Source organism: Streptomyces sp. x-80 (genome assembly GCF_046549095.1).
GTDB classification, from domain to species: domain Bacteria; phylum Actinomycetota; class Actinomycetes; order Streptomycetales; family Streptomycetaceae; genus Streptomyces; species Streptomyces celluloflavus.
In genome coordinates this window covers 134,501-157,950 of the sequence record NZ_JAJPWM010000008.1, presented here as the reverse complement: position 1 = coordinate 157,950, position 23,450 = coordinate 134,501, and the positions used below count along the sequence as shown (strand labels likewise).

The 23,450-nt window shown below is 74.6% G+C and carries 22 protein-coding genes; 7 read left to right on the top strand and 15 right to left on the bottom strand.

Annotation, left to right across the window (positions count from 1 at the left end; all coding sequences use genetic code 11):
* Positions 1–13: 13 nt before the first annotated feature.
* Both ACLJWH_RS17970 and ACLJWH_RS17965 read right to left on the bottom strand, forming a co-directional pair.
* On the bottom strand, positions 14–778 hold the full coding sequence (locus ACLJWH_RS17970) for a maleylpyruvate isomerase family mycothiol-dependent enzyme (protein WP_411142734.1): 765 nt from the start codon (positions 776–778) through the stop codon (positions 14–16).
* Positions 779–984: 206 nt separating this feature from the next.
* Positions 985–2,232, bottom strand: coding sequence for an MFS transporter (locus tag ACLJWH_RS17965; protein WP_411142733.1), 1,248 nt, complete (start codon positions 2,230–2,232; stop codon positions 985–987).
* Positions 2,233–2,249: 17 nt separating this feature from the next.
* Between ACLJWH_RS17965 and ACLJWH_RS17960 the strand changes: the two genes are divergently transcribed.
* Together ACLJWH_RS17960 and ACLJWH_RS17955 are read left to right on the top strand one after the other, a co-directional pair.
* Positions 2,250–3,470, top strand: a complete 1,221-nt coding sequence (locus tag ACLJWH_RS17960; protein WP_411142732.1) for an ROK family protein — start codon at positions 2,250–2,252, stop codon at positions 3,468–3,470.
* A 186-nt stretch (positions 3,471–3,656) separates the two neighbouring features.
* The gene (locus ACLJWH_RS17955; RefSeq protein ID WP_411142731.1) at positions 3,657–4,040 is read left to right on the top strand and encodes a PPOX class F420-dependent oxidoreductase; all 384 of its coding nucleotides are present in this window, start codon (positions 3,657–3,659) and stop codon (positions 4,038–4,040) included.
* A gap of 49 nt (positions 4,041–4,089) precedes the next feature.
* On the opposite strand, the gene ACLJWH_RS17950 is transcribed toward ACLJWH_RS17955, so the two are convergent.
* The 5 genes from ACLJWH_RS17950 to ACLJWH_RS17930 form a co-directional block, all read right to left on the bottom strand.
* Complete coding sequence (locus ACLJWH_RS17950; RefSeq protein ID WP_411142730.1) at positions 4,090–5,067, bottom strand: phosphotriesterase; 978 nt, start codon at positions 5,065–5,067, stop codon at positions 4,090–4,092.
* Positions 5,064–5,648, bottom strand: a complete 585-nt coding sequence (locus tag ACLJWH_RS17945; RefSeq protein ID WP_411142729.1) for a DUF4865 family protein — start codon at positions 5,646–5,648, stop codon at positions 5,064–5,066. The genes ACLJWH_RS17950 and ACLJWH_RS17945 overlap by 4 nt, the downstream gene beginning before the upstream one ends.
* A 130-nt stretch (positions 5,649–5,778) precedes the next feature.
* Complete coding sequence (locus ACLJWH_RS17940) at positions 5,779–6,381, bottom strand: TetR/AcrR family transcriptional regulator (RefSeq protein WP_411142728.1); 603 nt, start codon at positions 6,379–6,381, stop codon at positions 5,779–5,781.
* Positions 6,382–6,625: 244 nt separating this feature from the next.
* Positions 6,626–6,871 carry a type II toxin-antitoxin system RelE family toxin gene (locus ACLJWH_RS17935; protein WP_411142727.1) on the bottom strand — a complete coding sequence of 82 codons (246 nt, stop codon included), beginning with the start codon at positions 6,869–6,871 and terminating at the stop codon, positions 6,626–6,628.
* Positions 6,868–7,158: a hypothetical protein gene (locus ACLJWH_RS17930; RefSeq protein ID WP_411142726.1), complete on the bottom strand. Its 291-nt coding sequence runs from the start codon at positions 7,156–7,158 to the stop codon at positions 6,868–6,870. Before ACLJWH_RS17930 ends, ACLJWH_RS17935 begins: the two co-directional genes overlap by 4 nt.
* A 222-nt stretch (positions 7,159–7,380) precedes the next feature.
* Here ACLJWH_RS17930 and ACLJWH_RS17925 point away from each other — a divergent pair, with 222 nt between their 5' ends.
* Positions 7,381–8,712: an acyltransferase family protein gene (locus ACLJWH_RS17925; RefSeq protein ID WP_411142725.1), complete on the top strand. Its 1,332-nt coding sequence runs from the start codon at positions 7,381–7,383 to the stop codon at positions 8,710–8,712.
* A 174-nt stretch (positions 8,713–8,886) separates the two neighbouring features.
* Positions 8,887–9,243, top strand: a complete 357-nt coding sequence (locus ACLJWH_RS17920; RefSeq protein WP_411142724.1) for an SHOCT domain-containing protein — start codon at positions 8,887–8,889, stop codon at positions 9,241–9,243.
* Positions 9,244–9,299: 56 nt separating this feature from the next.
* Here ACLJWH_RS17920 and ACLJWH_RS17915 read toward each other — a convergent pair whose 3' ends face one another.
* Positions 9,300–9,806: an ATP-binding protein gene (locus ACLJWH_RS17915; protein ID WP_411142723.1), complete on the bottom strand. Its 507-nt coding sequence runs from the start codon at positions 9,804–9,806 to the stop codon at positions 9,300–9,302.
* A gap of 175 nt (positions 9,807–9,981) precedes the next feature.
* Positions 9,982–10,269 carry a hypothetical protein gene (locus ACLJWH_RS17910; protein ID WP_411142722.1) on the bottom strand — a complete coding sequence of 96 codons (288 nt, stop codon included), beginning with the start codon at positions 10,267–10,269 and terminating at the stop codon, positions 9,982–9,984.
* 245 nt (positions 10,270–10,514) lie between these two features.
* On the opposite strand from ACLJWH_RS17910, the gene ACLJWH_RS17905 reads away from it, so the two are divergent.
* Complete coding sequence (locus ACLJWH_RS17905; protein WP_411142721.1) at positions 10,515–11,672, top strand: PLP-dependent cysteine synthase family protein; 1,158 nt, start codon at positions 10,515–10,517, stop codon at positions 11,670–11,672.
* A gap of 152 nt (positions 11,673–11,824) precedes the next feature.
* Here ACLJWH_RS17905 and ACLJWH_RS17900 read toward each other — a convergent pair whose 3' ends face one another.
* On the bottom strand, positions 11,825–12,670 hold the full coding sequence (locus ACLJWH_RS17900) for a DeoR/GlpR family DNA-binding transcription regulator (RefSeq protein WP_411142720.1): 846 nt from the start codon (positions 12,668–12,670) through the stop codon (positions 11,825–11,827).
* Between the two features lie 237 nt (positions 12,671–12,907).
* Between ACLJWH_RS17900 and ACLJWH_RS17895 the strand changes: the two genes are divergently transcribed.
* The gene (locus tag ACLJWH_RS17895) at positions 12,908–15,304 is read left to right on the top strand and encodes a hypothetical protein (RefSeq protein ID WP_411142719.1); all 2,397 of its coding nucleotides are present in this window, start codon (positions 12,908–12,910) and stop codon (positions 15,302–15,304) included.
* Here the strand turns inward: ACLJWH_RS17895 and ACLJWH_RS17890 are convergent.
* The 4 genes from ACLJWH_RS17890 to ACLJWH_RS17875 all read right to left on the bottom strand — a co-directional run bounded on the left by ACLJWH_RS17890 (position 15,274) and on the right by ACLJWH_RS17875 (position 20,594).
* Positions 15,274–17,727 (bottom strand): right-handed parallel beta-helix repeat-containing protein, encoded by a 2,454-nt coding sequence (locus tag ACLJWH_RS17890; protein ID WP_411142718.1) that lies wholly within the window; start codon positions 17,725–17,727, stop codon positions 15,274–15,276. The genes ACLJWH_RS17895 and ACLJWH_RS17890 overlap by 31 nt on opposite strands.
* A 156-nt stretch (positions 17,728–17,883) precedes the next feature.
* Positions 17,884–18,489 (bottom strand): hypothetical protein, encoded by a 606-nt coding sequence (locus ACLJWH_RS17885; RefSeq protein ID WP_411142955.1) that lies wholly within the window; start codon positions 18,487–18,489, stop codon positions 17,884–17,886.
* A gap of 219 nt (positions 18,490–18,708) precedes the next feature.
* Positions 18,709–19,185, bottom strand: a complete 477-nt coding sequence (locus ACLJWH_RS17880; protein WP_411142954.1) for an ATP-binding protein — start codon at positions 19,183–19,185, stop codon at positions 18,709–18,711.
* A gap of 956 nt (positions 19,186–20,141) precedes the next feature.
* On the bottom strand, positions 20,142–20,594 hold the full coding sequence (locus ACLJWH_RS17875; RefSeq protein ID WP_411142717.1) for a DUF6643 family protein: 453 nt from the start codon (positions 20,592–20,594) through the stop codon (positions 20,142–20,144).
* 253 nt (positions 20,595–20,847) lie between these two features.
* On the opposite strand from ACLJWH_RS17875, the gene ACLJWH_RS17870 reads away from it, so the two are divergent.
* Positions 20,848–22,194, top strand: a complete 1,347-nt coding sequence (locus ACLJWH_RS17870; RefSeq protein WP_411142716.1) for a TerD family protein — start codon at positions 20,848–20,850, stop codon at positions 22,192–22,194.
* Between the two features lie 39 nt (positions 22,195–22,233).
* On the opposite strand, the gene ACLJWH_RS17865 is transcribed toward ACLJWH_RS17870, so the two are convergent.
* Positions 22,234–23,382 (bottom strand): glycosyltransferase, encoded by a 1,149-nt coding sequence (locus tag ACLJWH_RS17865; RefSeq protein ID WP_411142953.1) that lies wholly within the window; start codon positions 23,380–23,382, stop codon positions 22,234–22,236.
* Positions 23,383–23,450: the final 68 nt, after the last annotated feature.

Here is a 23,450-nt window from a genome sequence, read left to right as displayed (position 1 = left end):
CGCTTCCGGGAGATCAGATGCCGGCCTTCTCCTGCCACAGCCGGACCGGTGCCGGATCGCCGGTGACCGTCAGGCCGTCCCACGGCAGGCGGTTCCACAGCGCGAGATACAGCTCCTCGGCCGGGCCCTCGACCGTGCTGTCCGCCGGCTCTTCGGGTGCCGGGCCGCTCTCCGCCGTGCCGGCGGTACGCACTGTGCGCGGCGGTTCGGCGGAGAGGTGCACCGTCCAGTCCGCGCCGGCCACGTCCGTCGCGCGCACCCGCAGGGTCCGGGGCACGTCCGTCCGGACGGAGCTGCGGTCCAGGGAGTGGAAGCCCGCCAGGAGTTCGTCGATACCGTCGGCGGCGAACGCGGCCGGCAGGGGGGACAGCGTGGTACCGGCGGCCTGCTGGGCGTCCACGCGGTGCACCGCTGTCTCGTGTGCCTGTCGTCGCGCCCAGAAGGCCAGCGGGGACGGGGCGGGCAGGAACGTCCAGACCGCCAGATCCGGCGGGGCCGCCGTCAGCGTCGTCACGAGGAGACGATGCCCCTCCCGCAGCCAGGGGATCAGCTCGCTGTCGTCCAGCTCCGGCGCGGCGGGGAATCTGCCGGGCTGTTCGGCGCGGTCCGTCACGAACTTCGCCGCCCAGTGGTGCACCCGTCCCATATGGCTGACCAGAGCCCGCACCTGCCACTCCGGGCAGGCCGGAACCCGGGCGTCGGGACCGGCCGCGTCCGCGGCATCGGCCAGCAACGCCCCGTCCAGCCGCAGTCTTTCGAGGTGCTCGGTGATGTCCATGCCGTCGAGTGTGCCAGCCACCACTGACAACGGACCGGCGGGTGCTTCGGAGGGCAGTGGCCGCAGGGCCCCCCTCAGCCGGCCGCGAGTGGTGCCCGGCGCCGTCCGCGGCCCGGCCGGTGGGCGGACATATGGACGTACGGCCGTACGCACACGCCGGCCACAACAGCCAAAACAGCCGTAACAGCCGTGCCGCCCACCGGGGTTCAGGCCCGCTCGGTGCGGTGCGCCCCGCGGGTCGCATGGGCGATGACGGCCGCGACGGCGGCGAGCAGGGCGACCGTCGTCAGCGCCCCGGGCAGGCTGTACGCCTCGGCGAGGAAGCCGATGGCGGGCGGGCCGAGCAGCATGCCGCCGTAGCCGACGGTGGAGGCCGCGGCGACGCCGCCCGAGCCGCCGGACTCGCCGGCCCGCGCGATGGCGAGGGGAAAGATGTTGGCCAGCCCCAGACCGGCGACCGCGAAGCCCAGACAGGCCGCCCACGCCGTGGGCGCCAGCGCGCCCAGCAGCATCCCGGCGGCGGCCGTCGTACCGCCCGCGACCAGGGTGCGGGCCGCTCCGAAGCGCTGCACCACCGCCGTCCCCGACAGCCGTGCGGCGGTCATCGCCAGCGCGAACACCGTGTACCCGGCCGCGGCCACGCCGGGACCCGCGCCCAGGTCCTGCGCGAGGTGCAGGGCGCCCCAGTCGGCCATCGCCCCCTCGCCGTACGCGGTGCACAGGGCGATCAGCCCGAAGACGAGGACGACACGGCGCGGGTGGCCCGCCCGCTGCCCGTTCCGCTCCGTCGGAGTGCGGCCGTCGGGCACGGACCGCCGCCCCGGGGCCGCCGGACGCGTCCGCAGCGCCCGGCCCGCGACGGCCGTCACCAGCAGGCCGCCCGCGGCGAGCAGCAGCAGATGGACGGTGGGGGACAGGCCGCCGGCGAGCAGCCCGCCGAGCCCCGCGCCCAGCATCCCGCCGAGGCTGAAAGCGGCATGGAAACTCGGCATCACCGGGCGCCGCAGCGCGCCGATCAGATCGACGGCGGCGCTGTTCATGGCGACGTTGAGCGAACCGTAGGCGGCACCGAAGACCAGCAGGACCAGGCCCAGCGCGGTCGCCGAACGGGTGAGTGGCGGCAGCACGATGCTCAGGGAGAGGGCGAGGGCGGAGACGACCGTCACCGCATGGCTGCCGAACCGGCGGCAGAGTTTTCCGGTGAGCGTCATGAAGGCGACCGCACCGGCCGAGACACCGAGCAGCGCGAGCCCCAGCGCGCCCGCCCCGGCGCCGGTCTGCGCCTTGATCGCGGGGATACGGACGACCCAGCCGGCGAAGATGAAGCCGTCCAGGGCGAAGAACGCGGTGAGGGCGATGCGGAGCCGGACCAGCCGCGGGTCGGTGGAATCCTGGGGCCGGATCCCCGAGAGGGTCGCGGTAAGGGCCGTCCGTATTTTGTTTAGCGTCGGCACAAAGCCAGAATAGAGGCGTGACCCAGACTCGGACAACCAGGCTGGAGCGGGGCCGCGGCGCCCTCGGACCCGCACTGGAGCTCGTACACACCGGACGCGCGCCCACCCGCGCGGTCCTGACCTCCGAACTCGGCGTGACCCGCGCGACCGCGGGCGCGGTGGCCGCCGAGCTCGAAGCCCTCGGCCTGATCACCGTCGACTCCCGGCCGACCGCCTCCGCCGGCTCCCAAGGACGCCCCTCCCACCGGCTGTTCATCGACGAGAGCGGCCCCGTGGTGCTCGCCGTGCAGATCCACGCCGACGGCTATCGCGTCGCCCTGGTCGGCCTCGGCGGCCGTATCGCGGCGACCGCGACCGGCTGCGGCACCATCTCCGAGGACCCCGCCCATGTCCTCGCCGACGCCGTCGCGGCCGGCTCCGGCCTGCTGCGCGAGAGCGGTCTGCGCTGCCTCGGCGCGGGCCTCGCGGTGCCGTCCGCCGTTGCGGAACCGGACGGCGAGGCCCTCAACCCGCTGCACCTGGCCTGGCCTTCGGGCGCCCCGGTGCGTGCACTCTTCCTGCGCGCCCTCGCCGACGCCGGCATCCCCGGCGTCACCGACGCGATCGGTTTCACGGGAAACGACGTCAACCTGATGGCGCTGGCCGAACACCGGCACGGCGCCGGCCGGGGCGCCCGCGACCTGCTCTGTGTCGCCTCCGGCCACCGCGGTGTCGGCGGGGCGCTGGTGCTCGACGGCCGTCTGCACAGCGGTAGTTCGGGCCTGGCGCTGGAGGTCGGCCATCTGACCGTCAAGCCCGACGGCGCGCCCTGCCACTGCGGCAGCCGCGGCTGCCTGGACGTCGAGGCGGACCCGCTCGCCTTCCTGGGCGCGGCCGGCCGCGCACCCGGCCCCGAGGTCTCCCTCCTCCAGCAGGCCGCCGACCTGCTCCGGTACGAGTACGCCGACCCGGCCGTACGCGCCGCCGCCGACCTCCTCATCGACCGGCTCGGGCTGGGCATCGCCGGGCTCGTCAACATCCTCAACCCCGACCGCATCATCCTCGGCGGGCTCCACCGCACCCTCCTGGAGACCGACCCCGAGCGGCTGCGGGCGGTGGTCGCCGACCGCAGCCTGTGGGGCCGCAGCGGCGGTGTGCCGATCCTGCCGTGCAGTCTCGACCACAACAGCCTGGTCGGCGCGGCGGAGCTGGCCTGGCAGCCGGTCCTGGACGATCCGCTGGCGGTCCTGGACCGCTAGTACGCCTCCTGGCAAGCTGTGCCGCGCCGCCGCGCCGCCGCGCCGTCCAGCACGCACGCTCGCCGCATTGGCCGGAAGTCCTGATAGCTCCGCTGCAAGGACTTCCGGCCGCCCTGCGATCGCACGCACCGGGCGGTGCTCCGCACGGGGCGAACCTTGCCGGTCACGGCACCTAGGCTGCGCCTCATGATTCCCGAAGCGATCGCCCGCAGCCCCTACCTCAGCCTTGTCACGCACCGCAGGGACGGCACCCCGGTGGCCACCCCCGTATGGGCGGTGGCCGTCGGGGCGGAACTCCTGGTGTGGACGCGGGACGACAGCGGGAAGGTCAAGCGGTTGCGCAACGACACGCGGGTGACGGTCACCCCGTGCGATGTGCGCGGCGCGATCGCCGAGGGGGCGCCGACCGCCGAGGGCACCGCCCGGCTGCTGGCGGGCGGCGCCGAACTCGACCGGGTACGCAGGGCGCTGGCCGGCAAGTACGGGCTGCGGTTCCGGCTGCTGGACACCGGGGGCGCGCTGCTGCGCCGGGGCAGGCGCCCGCATGTGGGGATCGCCGTCACCCTGTAACGGAGCCGCCACCCCGCAGGCGGGCGGTGCCGCGTTCCCCGACGCCGCCTCAGATCCCGGCCGCCCGCGGTCCCCAGTCGGCGGCGAAGGCGCGGGCCGGATTGGCCGTCAGGAACCGTGTCACCAGTTCCTCGCCCAGGGTGCGGGCGAGCCGCGTCCGGTGGCCGTGCAGCAGATACGGCATCCCCGGGCCGCCGTTCACCGACCGGGCGCCGGCCGCCGTGGTGTCCCCGCCGAGCAGGATCCGGTCGCCGTACCCCGCGTCGGCGAGCGCGGCCAGGGCGTCGGGGAGCCGCCAGTCGGTCGCGTGATGCGCGCGCGAGGGGCCGTCGAAGGCCAGGTACGCACCGGCCTCGGCGGCCAGCCGGTGCGCGGTGAGGTCCGGCGAGCGGTTGAGATGGCCCAGGATCACCCGGCCGGGCGGCACCTCCAGGTCACCGCAGAGCAGGTCGAGGACGTCCGGCACACCGGTACCCAGCTCCAGGTGGACGCCGATGACGGCCCCGGTGGCGCGCTGCGCCTCGGCGGCCGCGGCGAGGGTGCGCCGGGCGTGCCGGTCCAGTCCGTGGAACCCCCCGGCGACCTTGATCATCCCGGCCCGGGGGCCGGTGCCGCCGATCCCCTCGGTCAGCTCGGCGACGAACAGCCCGGCCAGATCCGCGGGCAGCCGCTCCAGGATCCCGGGAGCGTAGTGCGCGGCCTGGTGCAGCCCGGTCGCCGCGACGATCCGTACTCCCGACTCGCGTGCCAGCCGCGGCAGTTCGGCGGCGTGGCGTCCCATCCCGTACGGCGTCCACTGGATCACCGCCGCGCCGCCCGCGGCCCGGAAGGCGCGCAGTTCGGCGGCGGCCGGGGCGGGGTCGTCCAGTTCCTGGCCCGGCAGCAGGGGGCTGCGCAGGAACAGATGGTCGTGCGCATCGCAGACGCCGAGGTCGCCGGGGGCGATATCCCCCAGAACGGTGCGGACGGTGCGGGTGGCGTCGGGGGCGGCCGGTGCGGCGGGCCGCTTTGTGGGGGCCGGGCTCACCACTGCCGTCCCGTGCCCAGCCGGCCGGTGCCCGGCGCGGACAGATGCAGCACCTGATAGCGGTCGCCCGCGGACTCGGGGACGGCGTCCGCCCAGAGGGTGAAGTGGACCAGTTCCCAGTGCCGGGGGTCGAGGGCCAGCGCGGTCGTGTGCACGCCGTCCGTGGCGGCCAGCTCCTCGTGCCCGGCCAGCGCGTGCGCGATGACGGCCGCCGGATCGGCGCTCTCGGGGACGGCCTCGGTCCGGCGGGAGAAGGCCCGCGGGAGGGTGGCGGCGGCCGGCCCCGGGCGGTGGAAGAGTCCTTGCCAGTGCTGGACGGCCGGCCGTCCGAAGTCGCGGCTCACCCCGCGGAAGCCGTCCCCGGTCAGGAAGCGGTTCATGGCCCGCGGATCGGCCCAGAGATAGAACGGCGCGTACTGGTTGACGGCCGACCCGTCGGTCCCGCGCTCGCGGATTCCGTACGCCTTGAGACCGAGCCCCTCGAAGTCGTCCAGGAGATGCCCCTTGGACCGGACCCGGTCCCGGATGATCCGCATGTCGTAGTCGGCGGGCAGAGTGATCGCGTACTGCATGGCGTGCATGGTCGGCTCCGGGTGGTGGGGGAGAGGTGTGGTGCTGTCGGCGCGGGTCGCGCGCCAGGGGCCCGGCCGCGGCCACGGGGCGGACCTCCTGTACGGGCGCTGGGGAGCCGAGGCGGGGGTGGGGCGGCGGTCAGCCGGCGGCGGGTGTGTCCGGTGTGCCGTCCGGGGCCGGTGTGACCTGGGCGGTGAGCAGGGCGAGCACGCCGTGTACCGCGGCGTCGAACGGTGCCGGGTCGTCGGCCGCGCGGGCGAGCACATAGCCGCCCTGGACGACGGCCGCGACGGCTGCCGCGGTGGCCGCCGGATCCAGGGCGGCGGCCAGCTCGCCGCGCCGCTGTCCCTCGGCGAGCACCTCCGCGATCCGGCCCCGGAGCCAGCCGAACATCTCGTCCAGCGGCTGCCGCAGCTCGGCGCTGTGCACCACATCGCGGTCCTGCGTCATCCGGCCGATCGGGCAGCCGCGCAGCACCCGCCGTTCCCGCAGCAGATAGGCCGCGACCCGGTCGTACGCCGTTCCCGGTCCGGACAGGCATTCCTCCGCGGACTCCCGCATGCCCTCCGCGGTGCGCCGGATCGCCGCCAGCGCGAGCGCGGACTTGCCCGCGAAGTGGTGGTACATGCTGCCCTGGCCGACGCCCGCGCGCTCCAGGATCGCCTTGGGGCTGGTGCCGACGTAGCCGCGCTCCCACAGGAGTTCCTGGGCGCTCTTCACCAGCCGTTCCCGAGTGTTCATGCCGCCACTGTACATACCAGTAGTTACAGAATCGGGCGGAGGGCGGACGCGGCGTGGTGGGTCCCGGGCACCGGCCGCGTGACCGTGGCCGGACCGCCCCGGCGCGCGGTCCGCCCGATGCGCCGCAAGTGCCCCGGACGACAAGGCGAACCCCCGTCCGGCGGGGACGGCGAATTCCGGGGCCCGCTCTTCCGCGCGATCGACGATCGCCCGGCCCGTGCTCACACGGTGAGCGCTCGCCTGGTCAGTGGACGATGCGGACCGCGGTGACGACCAGCACCGCCGAACTGACGTAGTAGACGACGAACGCCCCGGCCACGGTCGCCTCGCGGTAGTCGCGGTCGTCCTGGAGCTGTGTGGAGCCGTGGCCGTACGGGTCGAGGCCCAGGCTCTTGCCCATGGCCCGCTCGAACGCGGTGCCGGTGTCCGGCGTCATCGCCTTCCAGGACGCCGCGGCCTGGTCCGCGTACTGGATGCGGTAGCGGCTCACGCCACCCCCGTGCGGCGCTCGTCCCCCTCCTGGGGGACGCAGCCGGAGAAGTCGCCGGCCCGCAGCCGGGCGACGACCGTGTCGTCCTCGTCCTCGGCCTCGGCGGGCAGCGCCCAGCGGGCGAGCACGCGGTGCAGGTCCTGGGCCGGGGTCCGCAGGACCTCGGCGTCGTACGCCTCGGTATCGCCCTCGTCGAGGGTGGCGCGGATGCCCTCTATGGTCGCCGGGACCTTGACCGGCCGGCCGCCGACGTATGTCGTCCACGTCGCGGCCGCGACGTCGCTCATGTGGTACCTCCCTCGGCTACGGCCACGGTACGCGCGTGCGCGCGCGGTGGACGGCCGCGTGAACAACCGGTTCCGGAGTGTCGGGCGCCCGTCCCGCGGCACCGGTCGGCCCGGCGGGCGGGCCCGGCACGCCACCCCTCTATTCGCCGCGTGTATACATGCTGGCTATAGTCAGCGGGTCCGTGCTCGGCGGCCCTCGCCACCTGCTCTGGAGGACCCAGCGTGCCCAAAAGCGGTTCGACGCCTGCCATCCGGCAGGAACCCTGTCCCGGCGAGGTTCCGGCGGGCCGGGGAGGTGCGCGGACACCGGGCGGGCCGGCCACGGGGACGCGGCTGGCCGCCATCGACGGGCTGCGCCTCGTGGCCGCCCTCGCGGTGGCCGCCTACCACTACGTGGGCACGACGACCCCGCACTTCTGGGGCAGCTACGACCCGAAGCAGTTCGCTCCCGCGTTGCACGAGATCAGCCGCTACGGCTGGCTGGGCGTGGAGTTCTTCTTCATGATCAGCGGGTTCGTCATCTGCATGAGCTGCTGGGGGCGGTCCCCCGTGCAGTTCGTCGTCTCCCGCGTCTCCCGGCTGTTCCCGGCGTACTGGTGCGCCGTACTGCTGGTCATAGCCCTGGTCCTGACCGCGCGGCTCGCCCATCTTCAGGCCGCCACGCCGATCGACCTCCGGACGGTCCTGGGGAACCTGACGATGGTCCCGGGGCCGCTGGGGCTCGACCTGATCGACGGAGTCGCCTGGACGCTGTGGGTGGAGGCCCGCTTCTACCTGCTGATGGCGGTCATGCTCTTCTTCGGGCTGACCTATCGCCGCATGATCGCCTTCTGCGGGACCTGGCTCACCCTCGCGATCGTCACCCGTGAACTCCACTCGGCCGTACTCGACGAGATCTTCATCAGCCAGTACGCGGGCCTCTTCATCACCGGAATCGCGCTCTACCTGATGCACCGGTTCGGCCAGAACCTCGTGCTGTGGCTGCTGGCCGGAATCGCCTGGTGCTACGAACTCACGGTGCTCAACGCCCGGGTGGCCGGCCACACCGTGCGGCCCGCTGACGGGGGCGCGCTCTCCTGGGCCGCCTGTGCCGCGGTGCTGACCTTCTTCTTCGTCGTCCTCGCGCTCGCCGGATCCGGCCCGCTCGCCCGGCTGCGGTGGCGCTGGCTCGTGACCGCCGGTGCGCTCACCTACCCCTTCTACCTGGTGCACCAGAGCATCGGCATACCCGTCGCCAAGGGGCTGCTCCAGAAGGTCCCCGCGCTCGGCGTCCTGCCGTCGATGGCGGTGGCCATCGTCTTCTCCCTGCTGCTCGCGGCCGTCGTCTACCGCACCGTCGACGGCCCCCTCGGCCGCGTGCTACGGCGTCATCTGACGCGCGGGATGAGCCCTCGGCAGCGGCCGGCGGCCACCAGGGCGCCGGACCGGGACGAACCGCGCGGCCCCCGGCGGCAGCCTCCCGCGCTCGCCGGGCGGACCACGGGAGCCGGCCCGCAGCCGTGCGCGAGCGGCGCCGGAAGCGACGGCGGAAACCGGCCGGTGCCGTCGGGGTGAGCTCCGCCGGAGCGGCGGGGCCCACGTCCGGGCCGCGCCTCCGCCGCCGACGCGGCGCGGGGCCGGGCTCGTCCGGCCCCCGCCCGGTCCCTGGCCGGGCGGTACGGCGGCCCGGGGAGGAGCAGGCTGGGTAGTGACAGCACAGACACTCGTACCGGCGAGGAGCTGAGTCCCATGGTCGTGTTGGCGCACTACTGGTCCGGCGGCGGTCCCGGCCCCTGGATCCTCTTCGTTCCCGTCTTCTGGTTGCTGGTCATCCTGTGTCTGGTGATCCTCCTGGTGATCCTGGCGCGCCGCGCGGCCTGGTGGCGGCACGGCGGGCCCGGCCGGCCGTTCGGCGGCCCGTGGCACGGCGCCGACCCGAACTCGCCGATCGCCGAACTCGGCCGTCGCTTCGCCGCCGGTGACATCGACGAGGAGGAGTACCGGCGCCGGCTGGCCGTCCTGGAGGAGCGCTTCGGCGCCGGGCCGGCCGGTCCTCCAGGGCCCGCCGGTCCCGTGTGGCCCGGGAAAGGGGGCGGCAAGGAGTGAGCGCCGCCGGTCCGCCCGTACGGCCCCCGCTCGTGCGCGCATCCGCGCGGTGGCGCTCAGCCGACCTTCGTGCCCCGTTCCCGGGCGCGTGCACCGGCGGCCGCACGGGCGGCCTCCAGCGGCATGGCGTCCCAGCACGCGGGCACCGGGCGGACCTCTTCGCGCGCGGGGTCGAGGGTCGGCAGGGTGAACCAGACGACCTTGCCGGAACCGTCCGGGCGCACCCCCCAGCTCTCGCTGAGCGCCGCGACCAGGGACAGGCCGCGCCCGCTGGTCTCCCAGGTGTCGGCGGCCCGGATCCGTGGCAGCCGCGGATCGAGATCGTGCACCGAGACCGTCAACTGGTCGAGCAGTACGTACAGTTCGACCGTGCACTGCTTACTGGGGCGGGCGTGCCGGTGGACATTGGCGAGCAGCTCGGTCACCCCGAGCGAGGCCGGATCGATCAAGGCGTCGAGACGCCAGTACCGCAGTTGTGCGGAGACGATTCTGCGCACATGTCCGATGCGGGCCGGAAGGGCCTGGAGCTCTACCGAGCAGTGCCTGCTGGGCTGCCTGATCACGACCGCGACTCCCTGATGAGGTCGGGCGCCCCCACGTACACGGCAGGGACGAAGATCGGATCCAGCGATGCCGACTGCGCCACAACGTCACCGCTGGTGAACCCTCAGTGATACGTGTCCAGGGTCCGGCAGGCGGTGCGCTCCCGCAACCGCACACCTCGGCCGCGGTGGAGCCTCAGGCGTGTGGCGGACGCGCCGCCCGCACCGCCTTCAGGAAGAGCTCCGGGGCGCCGAGGGTGAGCGAATAGCGGTGTCCGTTGAGCGTGGCGAACGCCCGGTCCCGCGCCGCGAACAGCGGTTTGTGGGCCTGCACGGTCTGGATCGGGGCGCTGTCGATCTCCGTGCCGTAGCTGGTCAGCAGCGCCAGCCTGCCGTCGCGGATGACCACCTGTCCGGCGTGGGTCAGGGACCGCAGCCACCGTTCGATCCGTACGCCGGTCATGTTGAACTCCGGCTCCGCCATGGCCGTCACCTCCTCGGTGAACCGGGCGGGCGACCGCCGCCGGCCCGTGGGGGAAAGTCTGCCCGGGTGCCGCCCGGCACACCAGTGGCCCGGGGCCCGCGGCCCGTGCAACAGCCGTGCCCCAGGGCCTCCTTGGGGCTTCTCAAAGTGATGTTTATGCAGGTGAGAAGCGTGCGGTGGGTGGTTATAGTCGGAATCGGCCCGGTGTTCCGCGCGGGCCCCGGAACCCCTTGAGGAGCGCGTCGGTGAGCACCGCAGAACAGTCGCAGGGCCGACCGGACCGGGACGGCGCGGCCGGCGCCCCGATCCCCACCATCGATGTCGACCGCACGGATCCGGACTACCGGAGCTGGCTCAAAGAAGCCGTCCGAAAGGTCCAGGCGGACGCCAACCGCACCGCCGACACCCATCTGCTGCGCTTCCCGCTGCCCGAGGAGTGGGGCGTCGACCTCTATCTCAAGGACGAGTCGACGCACCCCACCGGCAGCCTCAAGCACCGGCTGGCCCGCTCGCTCTTCCTCTACGGGCTGTGCAACGGCTGGATCCGCCCCGGCAAGCCGGTCATCGAGTCCTCCAGTGGCTCCACCGCCGTCTCCGAGGCGTACTTCGCCAAGCTGGTCGGCGTCCCGTTCATCGCGGTGATGCCGGCCACCACCAGCCGGGAGAAGACCCGGCTGATCGAGTTCCACGGCGGCAGCTGCCATCTCGTCCAGGACCCGCGGACCGTCTACGAGGTGTCGGCCCGGCTCGCCGCCGAGTCCGGCGGGCACTACATGGACCAGTTCACCTATGCCGAACGGGCGACGGACTGGCGCGGCAACAACAACATCGCCGAGTCGATCTACCACCAGCTGCGGCTGGAGCGGCACCCCGAACCCGCCTGGATCGTGGCCACCGCGGGCACCGGCGGCACCTCGGCGACCATCGCCCGTTACATCCACTACATGCAGTACGACACCCGCGTCTGTGTCCCCGACCCGGAGAACTCCTGTTTCTTCCACGGCTGGGTCACCGGCGACCCCGGGACCGACTGCGCCACGGCCTCGCGTATCGAGGGCATCGGGCGGCCCCGGATGGAGCCGAGCTTCCTGCCCGGTGCGATCGACCGGATGATGAAGGTCCCGGACGCGGCCAGTGTCGCCGCCGTCCGCGCCCTGGAGACGGCGATCGGCCGCAAGGCGGGCGGCTCGACCGGCACCGGGCTGTGGAGCGCCCTGAAGATCGTCGCGGAGATGCGCGCCGAGGGCCGTACGGGCTCCGTCGTCACCCTGCTGTGCGACCCCGGCGACCGCTACCTCGACAAGTACTACTCCGACGACTGGCTGGCCGCCCAGGGGCTGGACATCGCGCCCTATCGGCGCACCATCGACACCTTCCTGACCACCGGCACCTGGTCGGACTGACCGGCCGCGCCCGCGCGCTCCCGGGGGCCCGCCCGCTCGGGCGGTCCGGTGCTCCCGGTGCGGGGGCACGCCGTCCGCCGTCCGCGCCCGGTGGCTGGTGCCGGCGGCCGCCGGGCCGGTGGGCGGCCGACGCCACGGCCCCCGGCCGTCCGTCAGCTGTCCGTGTCGTCCGCCGGCTCGCCCGCCACCAGCAGCTCCGGCGGCAGCTCCGCGATCTCCGCGCGCGCCCCGGCGGACAGCCCCGCGTCCGTCACCAGCACATCCACCTCGTCCAGCGAGGCGAATGAACTCAGGCCCACCGTGCCCCACTTGGTGTGGTCGGCGACCACCACCACCCGCCGCGCGGACCGCACGAAATGCCGGTTGGTCTCCGCCTCGGCCAGATTCGGTGTCGACAGCCCGGCCTCCACCGATATGCCGTGCACGCCGAGGAAGAGCACATCGAAGTGGAGCGACCGGATCGCCGCGTCCGCCACCGGGCCCACCAGGGTGTCCGACGGGGTGCGCACCCCGCCCGTCAGCACCACCGTCGGGGCCCCCGGGTGCGGGTCCGCGCCGCTGCTCGCCGCGTCCCGCTGGGCGCCGTAGAACACATCGGCCACCCGCACCGAATTCGTCACCACCGTCAGCTCCGGCACCTCCAGCAGCTGCTGCGCCAGCGCGAACGCCGTCGTGCCGCCCGCCAGCGCGATGGCGCTGCCCGGCGGTGCCATCCGGGCCGCGGCCCTGGCGATGTCCTCCTTCGCGCTCAGCTCCAGCGCCGACTTCGCCTCGAAACCGGGTTCGTGCGCGCTCGGTTCGCTCACCGGCACCGCGCCGCCGTGCACCTTCTCCAGCATGCCCTGGCGGGCCAGCGCGTCCAGATCGCGACGGACCGTCATGTCCGACACGCTGAGCCTGCGGGTCAGTTCGTTGACCCGCACCCCGCCGCGCCGTCTGACCTCATCGAGGATCAGGGCCCGCCGCTGCTCCGCGAGGAGGTTGTGGCTGTCGCTCACCGCGGCCCGTCCCTTCCGCCCGGTCCGCGCCCCCGGGCCGTCCGTGCCGGCTTGCGCCCGCGATCACTGGTTCCCTCATCCTCGCACGAGCCACCGACAGCGCGACGCGACCCGAACCTATGGCGTGAACGCGACAAGAATGTCCTCGGCGGGGGTGGATGGATGTCCGCTCGCGGGCAGGAGAGAATCTGACGGCTCGTCGCCGCACGGCGCCGCACGACAACGGGGGACACACCAGTGGAGACCGCGGACACGACACCGCACGCCCGACCGACGGACCGCGACGGCACACCGGCGCGGGCCCCGGCCGCCGCACCGCGGCTCGCCCTGGAACTGCTGGTGCACGGCGTCGGGGGCACCACCCCGGAGCGGATGCTCGGCGACCCGCGCGTCCAGCTGATCACCGGCGACGCCACCGCGGCCTGCTACCGCCGCACCGCGGACGCGGACGCCGAACAGCGGCCCGACGACTACCACGGCGAGCCGGTCCGCGAGGCGTACTGCTGGTCCAACCTCACCTCGGGCAACGGCGCCCGCGCACTGTGGCTGATCCTGCTCCCCTTCATGGTCGCCAACCTCGCCCACTGGATGCGCCCCGCCGCCCCACCCGGCCACCAGGCCCAGCGGATCTACGACGTCCTGGTGCGCATCCTCGCGCTCACCCTCACCGTCCTGCTGACCGCCGCGGCCTGCGAGGTCGCCCTCGATCTGACGGCCTGGCAGTGCGCCGGCTCCGCCTACTGCGTCGCCGGAAAATCCTGGCTGGGCTTCCTCAGCCCCGCCCACGGCGGCTGGTGGAGCGCCCCCGGCCGCCGCCTCGTGCTCGCCTCCGCGGTGCCGCTGCTGCTCGTCGGCCTGCTGTGGTGGCTCTCGCACCGCACCTGGAGCGCCTACGAATCCGCCTCACCGCCACCGCGCCGCCCCGGCGCCACCCGTGACATCCCCGCCGCCGAACGCACCGCGCTCGGCCTGGACGGCTTCTGGTACGGCCGCCGGCTCGTCGGCCGACTGCGCGCCGCGCACACCGCGGCCGGCGTCCTGACCATCACCGCCGCCCTGCTCGTCGCCACCGCGCGGACCGACCGGCACAGTGGCGCGGGCACCGTCCTCGCCGTCACCGGCCAAGGGCTGACCGCGCTGGTCGTCCTGCTCGCCGTCACCACCCTGGTGATCGTCTGGCGCACCGCCCGCAGCGAGGCCGCCCGGGACGACGAGTCCGACCTCCTGATCGTGCGGGCGCTGCCGTACGCCGCCCTCGCCGTGCTGGTCCTCACCGCCGTGTACACCGCCTGGGCGCGCCCCGGAGCCGACAGCGCGGGCCCGCTGCCCGGCGCCGGGACCTTCGGCGGTATCGCCGTCCTCCAGGGAGCCCTGGTCCTCGCGCTGGCCGTCACCGCCGGGTTCCTCCAGCGCGCCTCCCACAGCACGGCGCGCACCGCCCTGCGCGGGATGGCCGGACCGGCCGTCGCGCTGCTGTCCTGCGCGCTCGGCGGGGTGCTGACCGGGGGAGTGGCCCAGCGGTTCGCGGACTGGCTGGACCGCGGCGCGACCCCCGGCCAGGCGCACGCCCCCATGGCGGGCCCGCCGGTCCTGCTGTCCTGGCAGGCGTCGGTCATCCCCGCGCTGCTGATCGTGGTCGCCGTCGTCGCGACGCTCGCCGCGGTCCGGGCGACCGTCGTCCGCGACCGGATCGCCAGGGACGTCCCCGGGCTCTACGACCCCAAGGAGCGCCCCGACGCCTGGCGTACGAAGCGGATCGCCACCGTCATCGCCCGCGCCGGCCTGACCGACGCGGCCCCCGTCCTGGTCGCCGCCACCGCCGTCGTCACCCTCGTCCTGGGAGCCGGCGCGGTGGCCGGTGCCTGGCTCACCGGCCATGCGCCCGGCCGCGCCACCGACCACTCGGCGCCCGTCGTGCACGCCGCCGCGGCCACCGCCGAGGCCCTCGGCTCCTGGCTGATGGGCGCCGGCGTGCTGCTGCTCGTCGCCACGGGCCGGCGCGCCTACCGCGACCTCTCCGCGCGCCGCACCATCGGCATCCTCTGGGACGTCGGCACCTTCTGGCCGCGCGCTGCCCACCCCTTCGCGCCCCCCTGCTACGCCGAGCGCGCCGTCCCCGACCTCACCTGGCGGATGGCCACCTGGACCGAGCGGTTCGACGGCCGCCTGGTGATCTCCGGACACTCCCAGGGCAGCGTGCTGGCGGCGGCCGCCGTCTGGCAGCTGGACCCGGTGACCCGCAGCCGGATCGCGCTGCTCACCTACGGCTGCCCGCTGGAGCGCCTCTACGGACGCTGGTTCCCCGCCTACTTCGGCCCGCCCGCGCTCGACGGACTGCACCGTCAGATGGACGACTGGCGCAATCTGTGGCGCCTGACCGACCCCATCGGCGGTCCGATCCGGCTCGCCTGCGAGGACGGCCGGCGGATCGACTGCGGCCCGCTGCACGACCCGCTCGCCTTCGGCCGCACCCTGTACCACCCGCTGCCCGCCCAGATCCTGGGCCACGGCGACTACCAGGCCGACCCGGTCTTCGACAAGGTACGGGCCGAACTGATCGCCCGGCTCGGCCCGGCCGACCGCCACCCGGCACCCGTGCCCGCTCAGGACAGCTCGGGCAGATCCCCGGCGTAGAGCAGCGTCAGGTCGTCGGTGCTCGGATCGGCGACCTGCGCGATCCGGCCCGCGTGCCGCTCGACCATCGCCTCGAACGTCTGCCGGGCGGTACGGCCGTTGCCGAACGTGGGGCCCTTGGGCAGCGCCGTGAAGTACTTCAGCAGCGCCTCCCCGGTCCCCTCGGCGAGGCGGTACTCATGCTCCTCGCCCTGCTGCTCCACGATCCGCAGCAGCTCCTCGGGCGCGTAGTCGCCGAATGTGATGGTCCGTGAGAAACGGGAGGCCACACCCGGATTGACCGCCAGGAAGCGCGCCATCTCGACGGTGTAGCCCGCCACGATCACCACCACGGCGTCCCGGTGGTCCTCCATCAGCTTCACCAGCGTGTCGATGGCCTCCCGCCCGAAGTCCCGCCCGGAGTCTTCCGGGGAGAGGGCGTACGCCTCGTCGACGAAGAGCACCCCGCCGCGCGCCCGGTCGAACGCCTCCTGGGTGCGGATCGCCGTCGACCCGATGTGCTCGCCCACCAGGTCCACCCGCGACACCTCGACCAGATGCCCGCGCTCCAGCACCCCCAGCGCGGCCAGGATCTCGCCGTAGAGCCGGGCCACGGTCGTCTTGCCGGTGCCGGGGGAGCCGGTGAAGACCAGATGGCGGCGGACCGAGGCGGCCTTGAGGCCCGCCTCCTGGCGCCTGCGCCCCACCTCGATCATGTTGATCAGGCTGCGTACCTCACGCTTGACGCTGTCCAGCCCGACCAGGGTGTCCAGTTCGCCCAGCACCTCCTCGGAGGGCCGGGCGGCGGCCGGATCGGCGGCGCCCGCGGCGGGCGGCGGCGCGCTCCGCTCCGGGGCCGTGCTCGGCGCGGGGACGCCACCCAGCAGCCCGGCCGTCCGCGTCGCCTGCCCTGCCGCGGGCGCTGCTATCGCCCCGGTGGCCGGCGTCTGGGTGGCCCGGCTCTCGTCGCTGGTGCAGTCCTGGACCAGCGGCCCGCCGTCGCCCGCCGCGAAGCCGCCGTCCGCGAACTCGTAGCCGCCGCGCGCGCACCGCTCCGTACGGCACCGCGTCAGCGTCGTCCGGCAGCCGTCGATCACATGGAAGCCGAACCCCGAACTTCCGGTGACCCGGCAGCCGTGGAAGGTACCGCGGCCCTCCGCGGAGACGTAGAACCCTGCCTCGGCCGGTGAACTGACCGTGCAGCCCTCGATGGTGGGGTCGGCGCCCTTGGTGACGATCACGCCGGTCTGCGCGCCGTCGATGGTGCAGTTGGCGAGCGTGCCGCCGCTGCCGTGGTCGCGGAACCACGCACCGGTCGCGGCCTCCCGGATGCGGCAGTCGTCCAGCTGCACGGTCGCGCCGTCGCTCACCGACACCGCGGTGTTGCGCACCTGGGAGAGATCGCAGTCCACCACATCGGCGCGCGAGCCCCGGTCCAGGACGAACAGCGCGTCCGGCACATCGTGCACCCGCGTCGCGTCCAGCACCGCGGTCGCGCCGTCGCTCACCCAGACCGCCGGGTAGTCGCCCGTACTGTCGTGGATCTCGCACCGGTTGGCGTCCACCCGGGTGCCCGGATCCCATACGGACAGGCCGTTGCGGCCGAAGTGCCGCACCGTACTGCGGGTCAGCGTCAGCACCGACCGGGAGCGCAGGTCGATCGCGTTCTCCGGGATGTCGTGGATGGCGCAGTCGGCGAGGGTGAGCACCGCGTCGGTGTCCAGCGTGATGCCGTCGGCCGCGGTGCGGTGCACCGTGCAGTCGGTGAGCTGGCCCGTGGCCCGCGCCGCCACCTGCACCCCCGCGCCCTTGATCTCGTACAGCTCGCAGCCCACCGCCTCGACCGCGGTGCCCTCGCCGGTCAGCGACAGACCGGCCCCGGAGGCGTGGTGGATCCGGCAGTTCTCCAGCCGCGGCCGGGCCCCGCCGCGCACCGCCACCCCGGACTGCCCGGCGGCCAGCACCTCGCAGCCCTCGAAGATCCCGCCGGCGCCGTCCAGGACGCTGATGCCCACCCCGCCGGGGTTGTCGACCGTGCAGCGGCGCACCGTCGGCCGGGCGCCGCCGCGCACCTCGATGCCCGACGCGGACCGGGTCACCACCCGCAGATCGGACAGCTCCGGGGCGCCGTCCTCCACCAGCAGCGCGGGCGAGGCCGAGTCCGTCGCCTCCAGATGCAGATCGTGGACGGTGGCCGAGGCCCGGATCGTCAGCGCGACACCGTCGGCCGGCGCGATCCGCACCGAACCGCGGGCCCCGTCCGCCCCACGCAGCGTCACCGCGCGCACCAGCACCAGATTCTCGCGGTAGGTGCCCGCCGGCACGGTCAGCACATCACCGTCCCCTGCGGCCTCCAGCGCGGCGGCGAGCGAGCTGTACTCCCCCGTACGGCGCCGCCAACGCGACGTTCCGGAGTGCGTCACCTGGACCGAGCCCTGTGCCATGGCGCTGTCGTGTCCCCACCTCGTACGGCTGTTGCCGGCCCGGCAGCCGTACGTCCGCGGATGTCCGCGGCCGGCTCTGCGAGGCCCCAGCCAGGAGGCTGGCTGCACCACCGTAGCGCGCCCGGCGGGCGGGAGTTGACATGGTCAGCCGGACGGTCAGCTGCCCGCCCCGGCCCGCCCCCAGTCCTGGCCCGCGCGCTCCCACGCGAGGTCCCAGCGGCGGTGGCGACGCGCCGTCAGCCGCCGCACGGCCAGCCGCCGGCCGCCCCCGATGAGGCACCCGGTGGCCGCCGCGGCGCCCAGCCCCGCCAGCGCCGCGTGGGTGGCGGCGGTGCCGGCGTCCATCGGCGGCGGCAGCACCAGCCCCCGGCCGTCGGCCCAGATCCGGAACCGCTCACCGGGCCGCAGCGCACGCGGCGCGGCGATCCGCCCGGTGTGCGCGCTGCCGTCCCGCGCCGTCCAGCTGGCGACGACCCGCGGCTGCCCCGCACGCGACGACGAGGTCTCCGGATCCGGGCCGAGCGGGGTCCGGGAGGCCGGCCGCTCGACCGTGGCCCACACCGGGTGCCGCGTCTCGCGCTGGATCCGTACGCTCGCCAGCAGCGCGCCGTTCGCGGCCCGGCCTGCGTACCAGCCCACGGCGGGCGCCCCCAGCGCCATCAGGAGGACGGCGGCCAGCGCCAGCCACGCCTCGATCCGGTCGGTCCGGCGCCACAGCGGATTGCGCCGCCAGCGCCACAGCCCCGTCACCAGCCCGGTCATCGCCCGCACCGCCGCACCTCCTCGTCCGTTCCCGTACCTATCTCATCGGGTGGCACCCGTGGGGGAGTTACGCAAAGAGAGAGCAACATCACGCCACGCGCGGGGGAGGCGGCAGACGCCGTGCGGTGTCCTTCCTGCCCTGCCCGGGGCCTCTCGGTGCACCAACTCCGGTGATTGCCGGGCGTGTTCGAGGGAGTCCCGCAACTGCGGTACCGGTGGTCAGCGCAGCCGTACGGCCAGCGTCACCACCGTGCCGACCGCTCCGGCGCCCCCGGTGCCCACAGCGCCCGTCCCGACCGGACCGGCGGCGACCGTGAACCGGTCCGCCACCAGCCGCGCCAGCCACAGCCCGCGCCCCTGCGGCGCACCGTCGAGGCCGGGCAGCAGCTCGGGGATCACCGCTTCGCTGAACCCGGGGCCGGCGTCGCTGATGCGGCACTCCAGCTCATCGCCCACCCGGCGCACCTCCAGCCGCCCCGAACCGCCGGCATGCTCCACGGCGTTCCCGGCGATCTCGTCGACGGCCAGTACGAACTCGCCCCGCCGCGGCTCGGCCAGCCCCTCGCGGGCCGCGCACTCCTCCACCAGCAGCCGCAGCTGGGGCAGCAGCCGGGCGGTGAAGCGGCGCCGCAGCAGCGGGCGGCAGGGCGTCTCGGCCGGTGTCCCGGCGGGCCGGGCCGGATCGGGCTGCGCCACGGCCGCACCATCTCCGTCGGGGCGCGCCACGGCGCGCTCCCCGGGCCGCGGATGCGGGACGGGGATGAGGTGGACGCTCCTGGTGTTCCTCGCAGCCATCGACACGCGGCTCTCTGTCTCCCCGTCGGCCTCTCCCGTAGGCGGCGCCGGGCGCTCACTGCCCGGCGGCCGGTGAAACCGGGCCACAAGGAGTCCGGCCGGCCGCCGCGAGCGCCCTCGGCGCGGCCACGGCGGGGGCCGCGCCGGCCCGTCAGCCGAGTATCCCGAACGGGTCGCCGACAGGGATGGTGCCGATCTCACGAGGGATCAGAATCTGGCCGAAGACCCACTGGTCACCGGAGCGTCGATGCCCCGAGAGCATGCGCCGCGGCTCCTCGCCGAGCCCGGCCGCGCACCGGCCGAGGGCGGCGACCACGCAGTGTGCGCCGGGCCCGGCGGCCCGCTGGCCACCTCGCCGCACCGGACCGGGGGCCGGTGGTCCGCCGCCCGGGGTCCGGTGGCGCCCACCACCACATTGGGCCGGAAACGGTTCCTCGGCGGCGCGTCCCGGACGGCGGGACCGGCGCCGTTCCGGAGCGGTGAGATGTACGGGACGGGCCGCGGCGCCGCTGTGCGGACGCCGGGACCCGGTCCTGTCCGGCAGGGACCACCCCCGGGTCCCGGGCACCGTGACCGTCAGCCGCTCCCTGTCGGGCGCGGCCCGGCCGGAGGACGTCGCCCGTGAGCCCCCCGGCACGGACGAACGACGACTCCGGCCCCGGCCGTTGGACGAGCGGCCCGCGCCCGGTGGCCACCTGCGGCCACCGTCTCCCCGGCGGGCCTCACCGCTCCCCGGCCGTCTCGCCGGACCGGCCCCCGCGACGGCTGTGACCGGGTGCGGAGGGGCCGATCGCGGCGCGAGCCCGGACCTGCGTCCGGCCGGCCGGTCGGGCCGGACGGTTGGACGACCGGCCGGATCAGTACCCGCGTGGGTACTGGCGGCCGTACGGGTCGTCGTACGGAGCCGGGGGCCGCGGCGCGACCGGCGCGGCCGGACGCATCGCCTCGTACCCCGTGCCCGAGGCGGAGCGCTGGGGCTGCGGCGGCTGCGGGGCGGGATAGCCCCGGGTACCGGCCTGCTGCGGGATGTACGGCGCCGGAGTCTGCTGGAGCGGAGCGACCGGCTGCGCGGCCGCACCGGGATAGCCCTGTCCGGGCGAGGGCTGGGACGGGGCGGCGGGGAGCGCCGGCAGTGCCGAGGGCAGCGCCGGCAGATAGGACGAGCCGGTGTCGTACGCGGGCGGCGAGACCCGGATCGGGGCGATCTGCGGGGTACCGCGTTCCGCGACGAGGCTGTCGTAGATCGGGGTGTCCGGGAAGGAGGGCGAAGCGTAGTAGCCGCCGCCGTAGGTAGAGCGGGGGGAGGTCATACCTCTTAAGTTAAGCCCACGATGTGTCGATTGGGGAGCCGGGCAAGGGGGTTCTTTCGCGTGTTGTGAGGGGCTCCGCGTCCACAATGTGAGCGAACTTACGGAAATCGGTCGCGAACGCCCGTATGGATCGTGTAAAGGCGGGACTTCTCGCAGGTGAACGAGGGGCGTTCGGGGCGCCTCCGGCCAAGTAGGTTGGGGGATGCCACCGCTGACGGGGCGGCGCATACGAGGGGAAGAGGCAGGCGCGGCGATGACGATGCTCAAGGGCGGCAACGTACCGGTACCCGCCGCGGCGGTCCGGGTGGAGCTGGGCTGGCACGCCGCTCCCGGGGCTCCGGACGTGGACGCCTCCGCCCTCCTCCTGGTGTCGGGAAAGGTCCGCGACGACGCGGACCTCGTCTTCTACAACCAGGCCGTGCACGCCTCGGGCGCCGTACGCCACGAGGGCAAGCGGCCCGTCGGTGACGTCATGACCGACAGCCTCACCGTCGATCTCGCCGCCGTCGAGGGCGCCGTCGACACGGTGGTGCTCGCGGCCTCGGCCGACGGCGGCACCTTCGGGAGCGTCCCCGGTCTGGGTGTCCGGGTGCTGGACGCGGTGAGCGGCGCCGAGCTCGCCCGCTTCGAGAGCTGGGACGCCACCGCCGAGACCGCCTTCGTGCTCGGCGAGCTCTACCGCCGCCAGGGTGGCTGGAAGTTCCGCGCGGTCGGGCAGGGCTACGCCACCGGGCTCGCGGGCCTGGCCACCGACTTCGGCATCAGCGTCGAGGAGCCCGCGCCCGCACCCGGGCCGCTCACGGCGCAGGCCCCGCCGCCGGCGCCCGTGCCCCCGCCGGCGCCGCCCGTGCCCCTCGCGCCCCCGCTGCCGACCGGTCAGCTCCCGTTCCCGCCCGGCCCGTCCGCCCCGTCCCCCGCGCCCGCCCCGGTCCGGCTGACGAAGGTGACGCTCACCAAGGCCGCCCCCGCCGTCTCCCTGACGAAACAGGGCGGCGCCTCGGGCACGCTGCGGGTGAACCTCGACTGGACCGGTGGCAAGGGCGGCCGGAGCCTGGGCCGGAAGCTCGGCCGCAAGGCGATGGAGGCGATGGGCGCCCGGGGCGCGCTGCTCCCCCAGGGCGGCGACCTCGACCTCGACCTGTGCGCGCTGTTCGAGCTCACCGACGGCAGCGCCGGAGTGGTGCACCCCCTCGGCGGCAACTTCGGCTCACTGCACACACCGCCGTTCATCCAGCTCGACGGCGACGACCGCACCGGGGCTGTCGAGGGCGGCGAGAACCTGACCGTCAACCTCGACCACCAGGCCCGGTTCAAGCGCATCCTGATCTTCGTCACCGTCTATGCCGGGGCGCGCAGTTTCGAGGGGCTGCACGCCACGGTCACCCTCCGGCCGCAGCACGGCGCACCCGTCGAGTTCTCGCTCGACGCCTGCACGGTGCCCGCCACCGTCTGCGCACTGGCGCTGCTCACCCGGACCGACGGCGAACTCGTCGTCCGGCGCGAGGCCCGCTATCTCGTCCCCGCGCCCGGCGTCAGCCCGCAGCGCACCGTCGACCACGCCTACGGCTGGGGTCTGAACTGGTCCCCGGCCGCCAAATGACGCCGGCCGCCGCACTGCGCCGCCACCGGGCCGCGCGGGTCACGGCGCCCCGTACGTCCGGCCCTTCCACGCCGCCCCGCGTCCCCGGTAGTGCTGCACCGCCGAGTCCACGGTCATCAGCAGATACAGCAGCGCGGTGAACGGCAGCAGCGGCGCCGTCCACAGCGGCTGCCGGTAGTGACGGAGCATCGGCAGATACGTCCCGCACATCACCGCCCACGCCGCCCCGCCCAGCACCGCGGCCGGCGCCTCGCCCAGGGCCACGCCGGCCAGCAGCGTGACGGGCGGCGCGAGATACACCAGCGCCAGCCCGGCGACCGTCCCCAGCAGCAGCGACGGCCGGTGCCGCAGCTGGGCGTACGCGCTGCGCGCCACCATCCGCCACAGCTGTGCCAGCCGCGGATACGGCCGCACGCTGACCACCCGGTCCGCGAGCCCCAGCCAGATCCGCCCGCCGGAGCGCTGCACGGCCCGCGCCAGCGTCACATCGTCGATCACCGCATGCCGGATGGACTCCGGGACGCCCGCCCGTTCGGCGGCCGCCCGCCGCAGCAGCACACAGCCGCCCGCCGCGGCCGCGGTCCGCGACCGGGGCCGGTTGACCCGGCGGAACGGATACAGCTGCCCGAAGAAGTAGACGAAGGCCGGCACGATCAGCTGCTCCCAGCCCGTCTCGACCCGCAGCCGCGCCATCTGCGACACCAGATCCAGCTCCGCCGACCGCGCCGCCGCCACCAGCTCCCGCAGACTGTCCGGCTCATGGGCGATGTCCGCGTCGGTCAGCAGCAGATACTCCGGCGCGTACCGCTCCCGGGCCAGCGCCATCCCGTGCCGCAGGGCCCACAGCTTGCCCGTCCAGCCCGGCTCGGGCTCGCCGGGCGAGGCGACGGTCAGGGGCAGCCCGCCCCGCTCGGCCGCCAGCTCCCGGGCCAGCGCGCCCGTCCCGTCCGTACTGCCGTCGTCGATCAGAAACACCTCCGCCCGCCCGGGGTACTTCTGCCCGAGCAGCGACGGCAGACTGGCCGGCAGCACCCCGGCCTCGTCCCGCGCCGGGACCACCACCGCGACCGACGGCCAGCGCGCCGGATCCCGCCGGTCCGGCAGCCGGACGTCCGTACGCCAGAAGAAACCCTGCCCCAGCAGCAGCCACAACCAGGCCAGCAGCGACCCGGCACCGACCCACTCCATCGCTCCCACGGGCCGCAGTCTGCCGCACGGACGGTGCCGCGCACCGGTGATCGGCCGGGTGCGCCGGA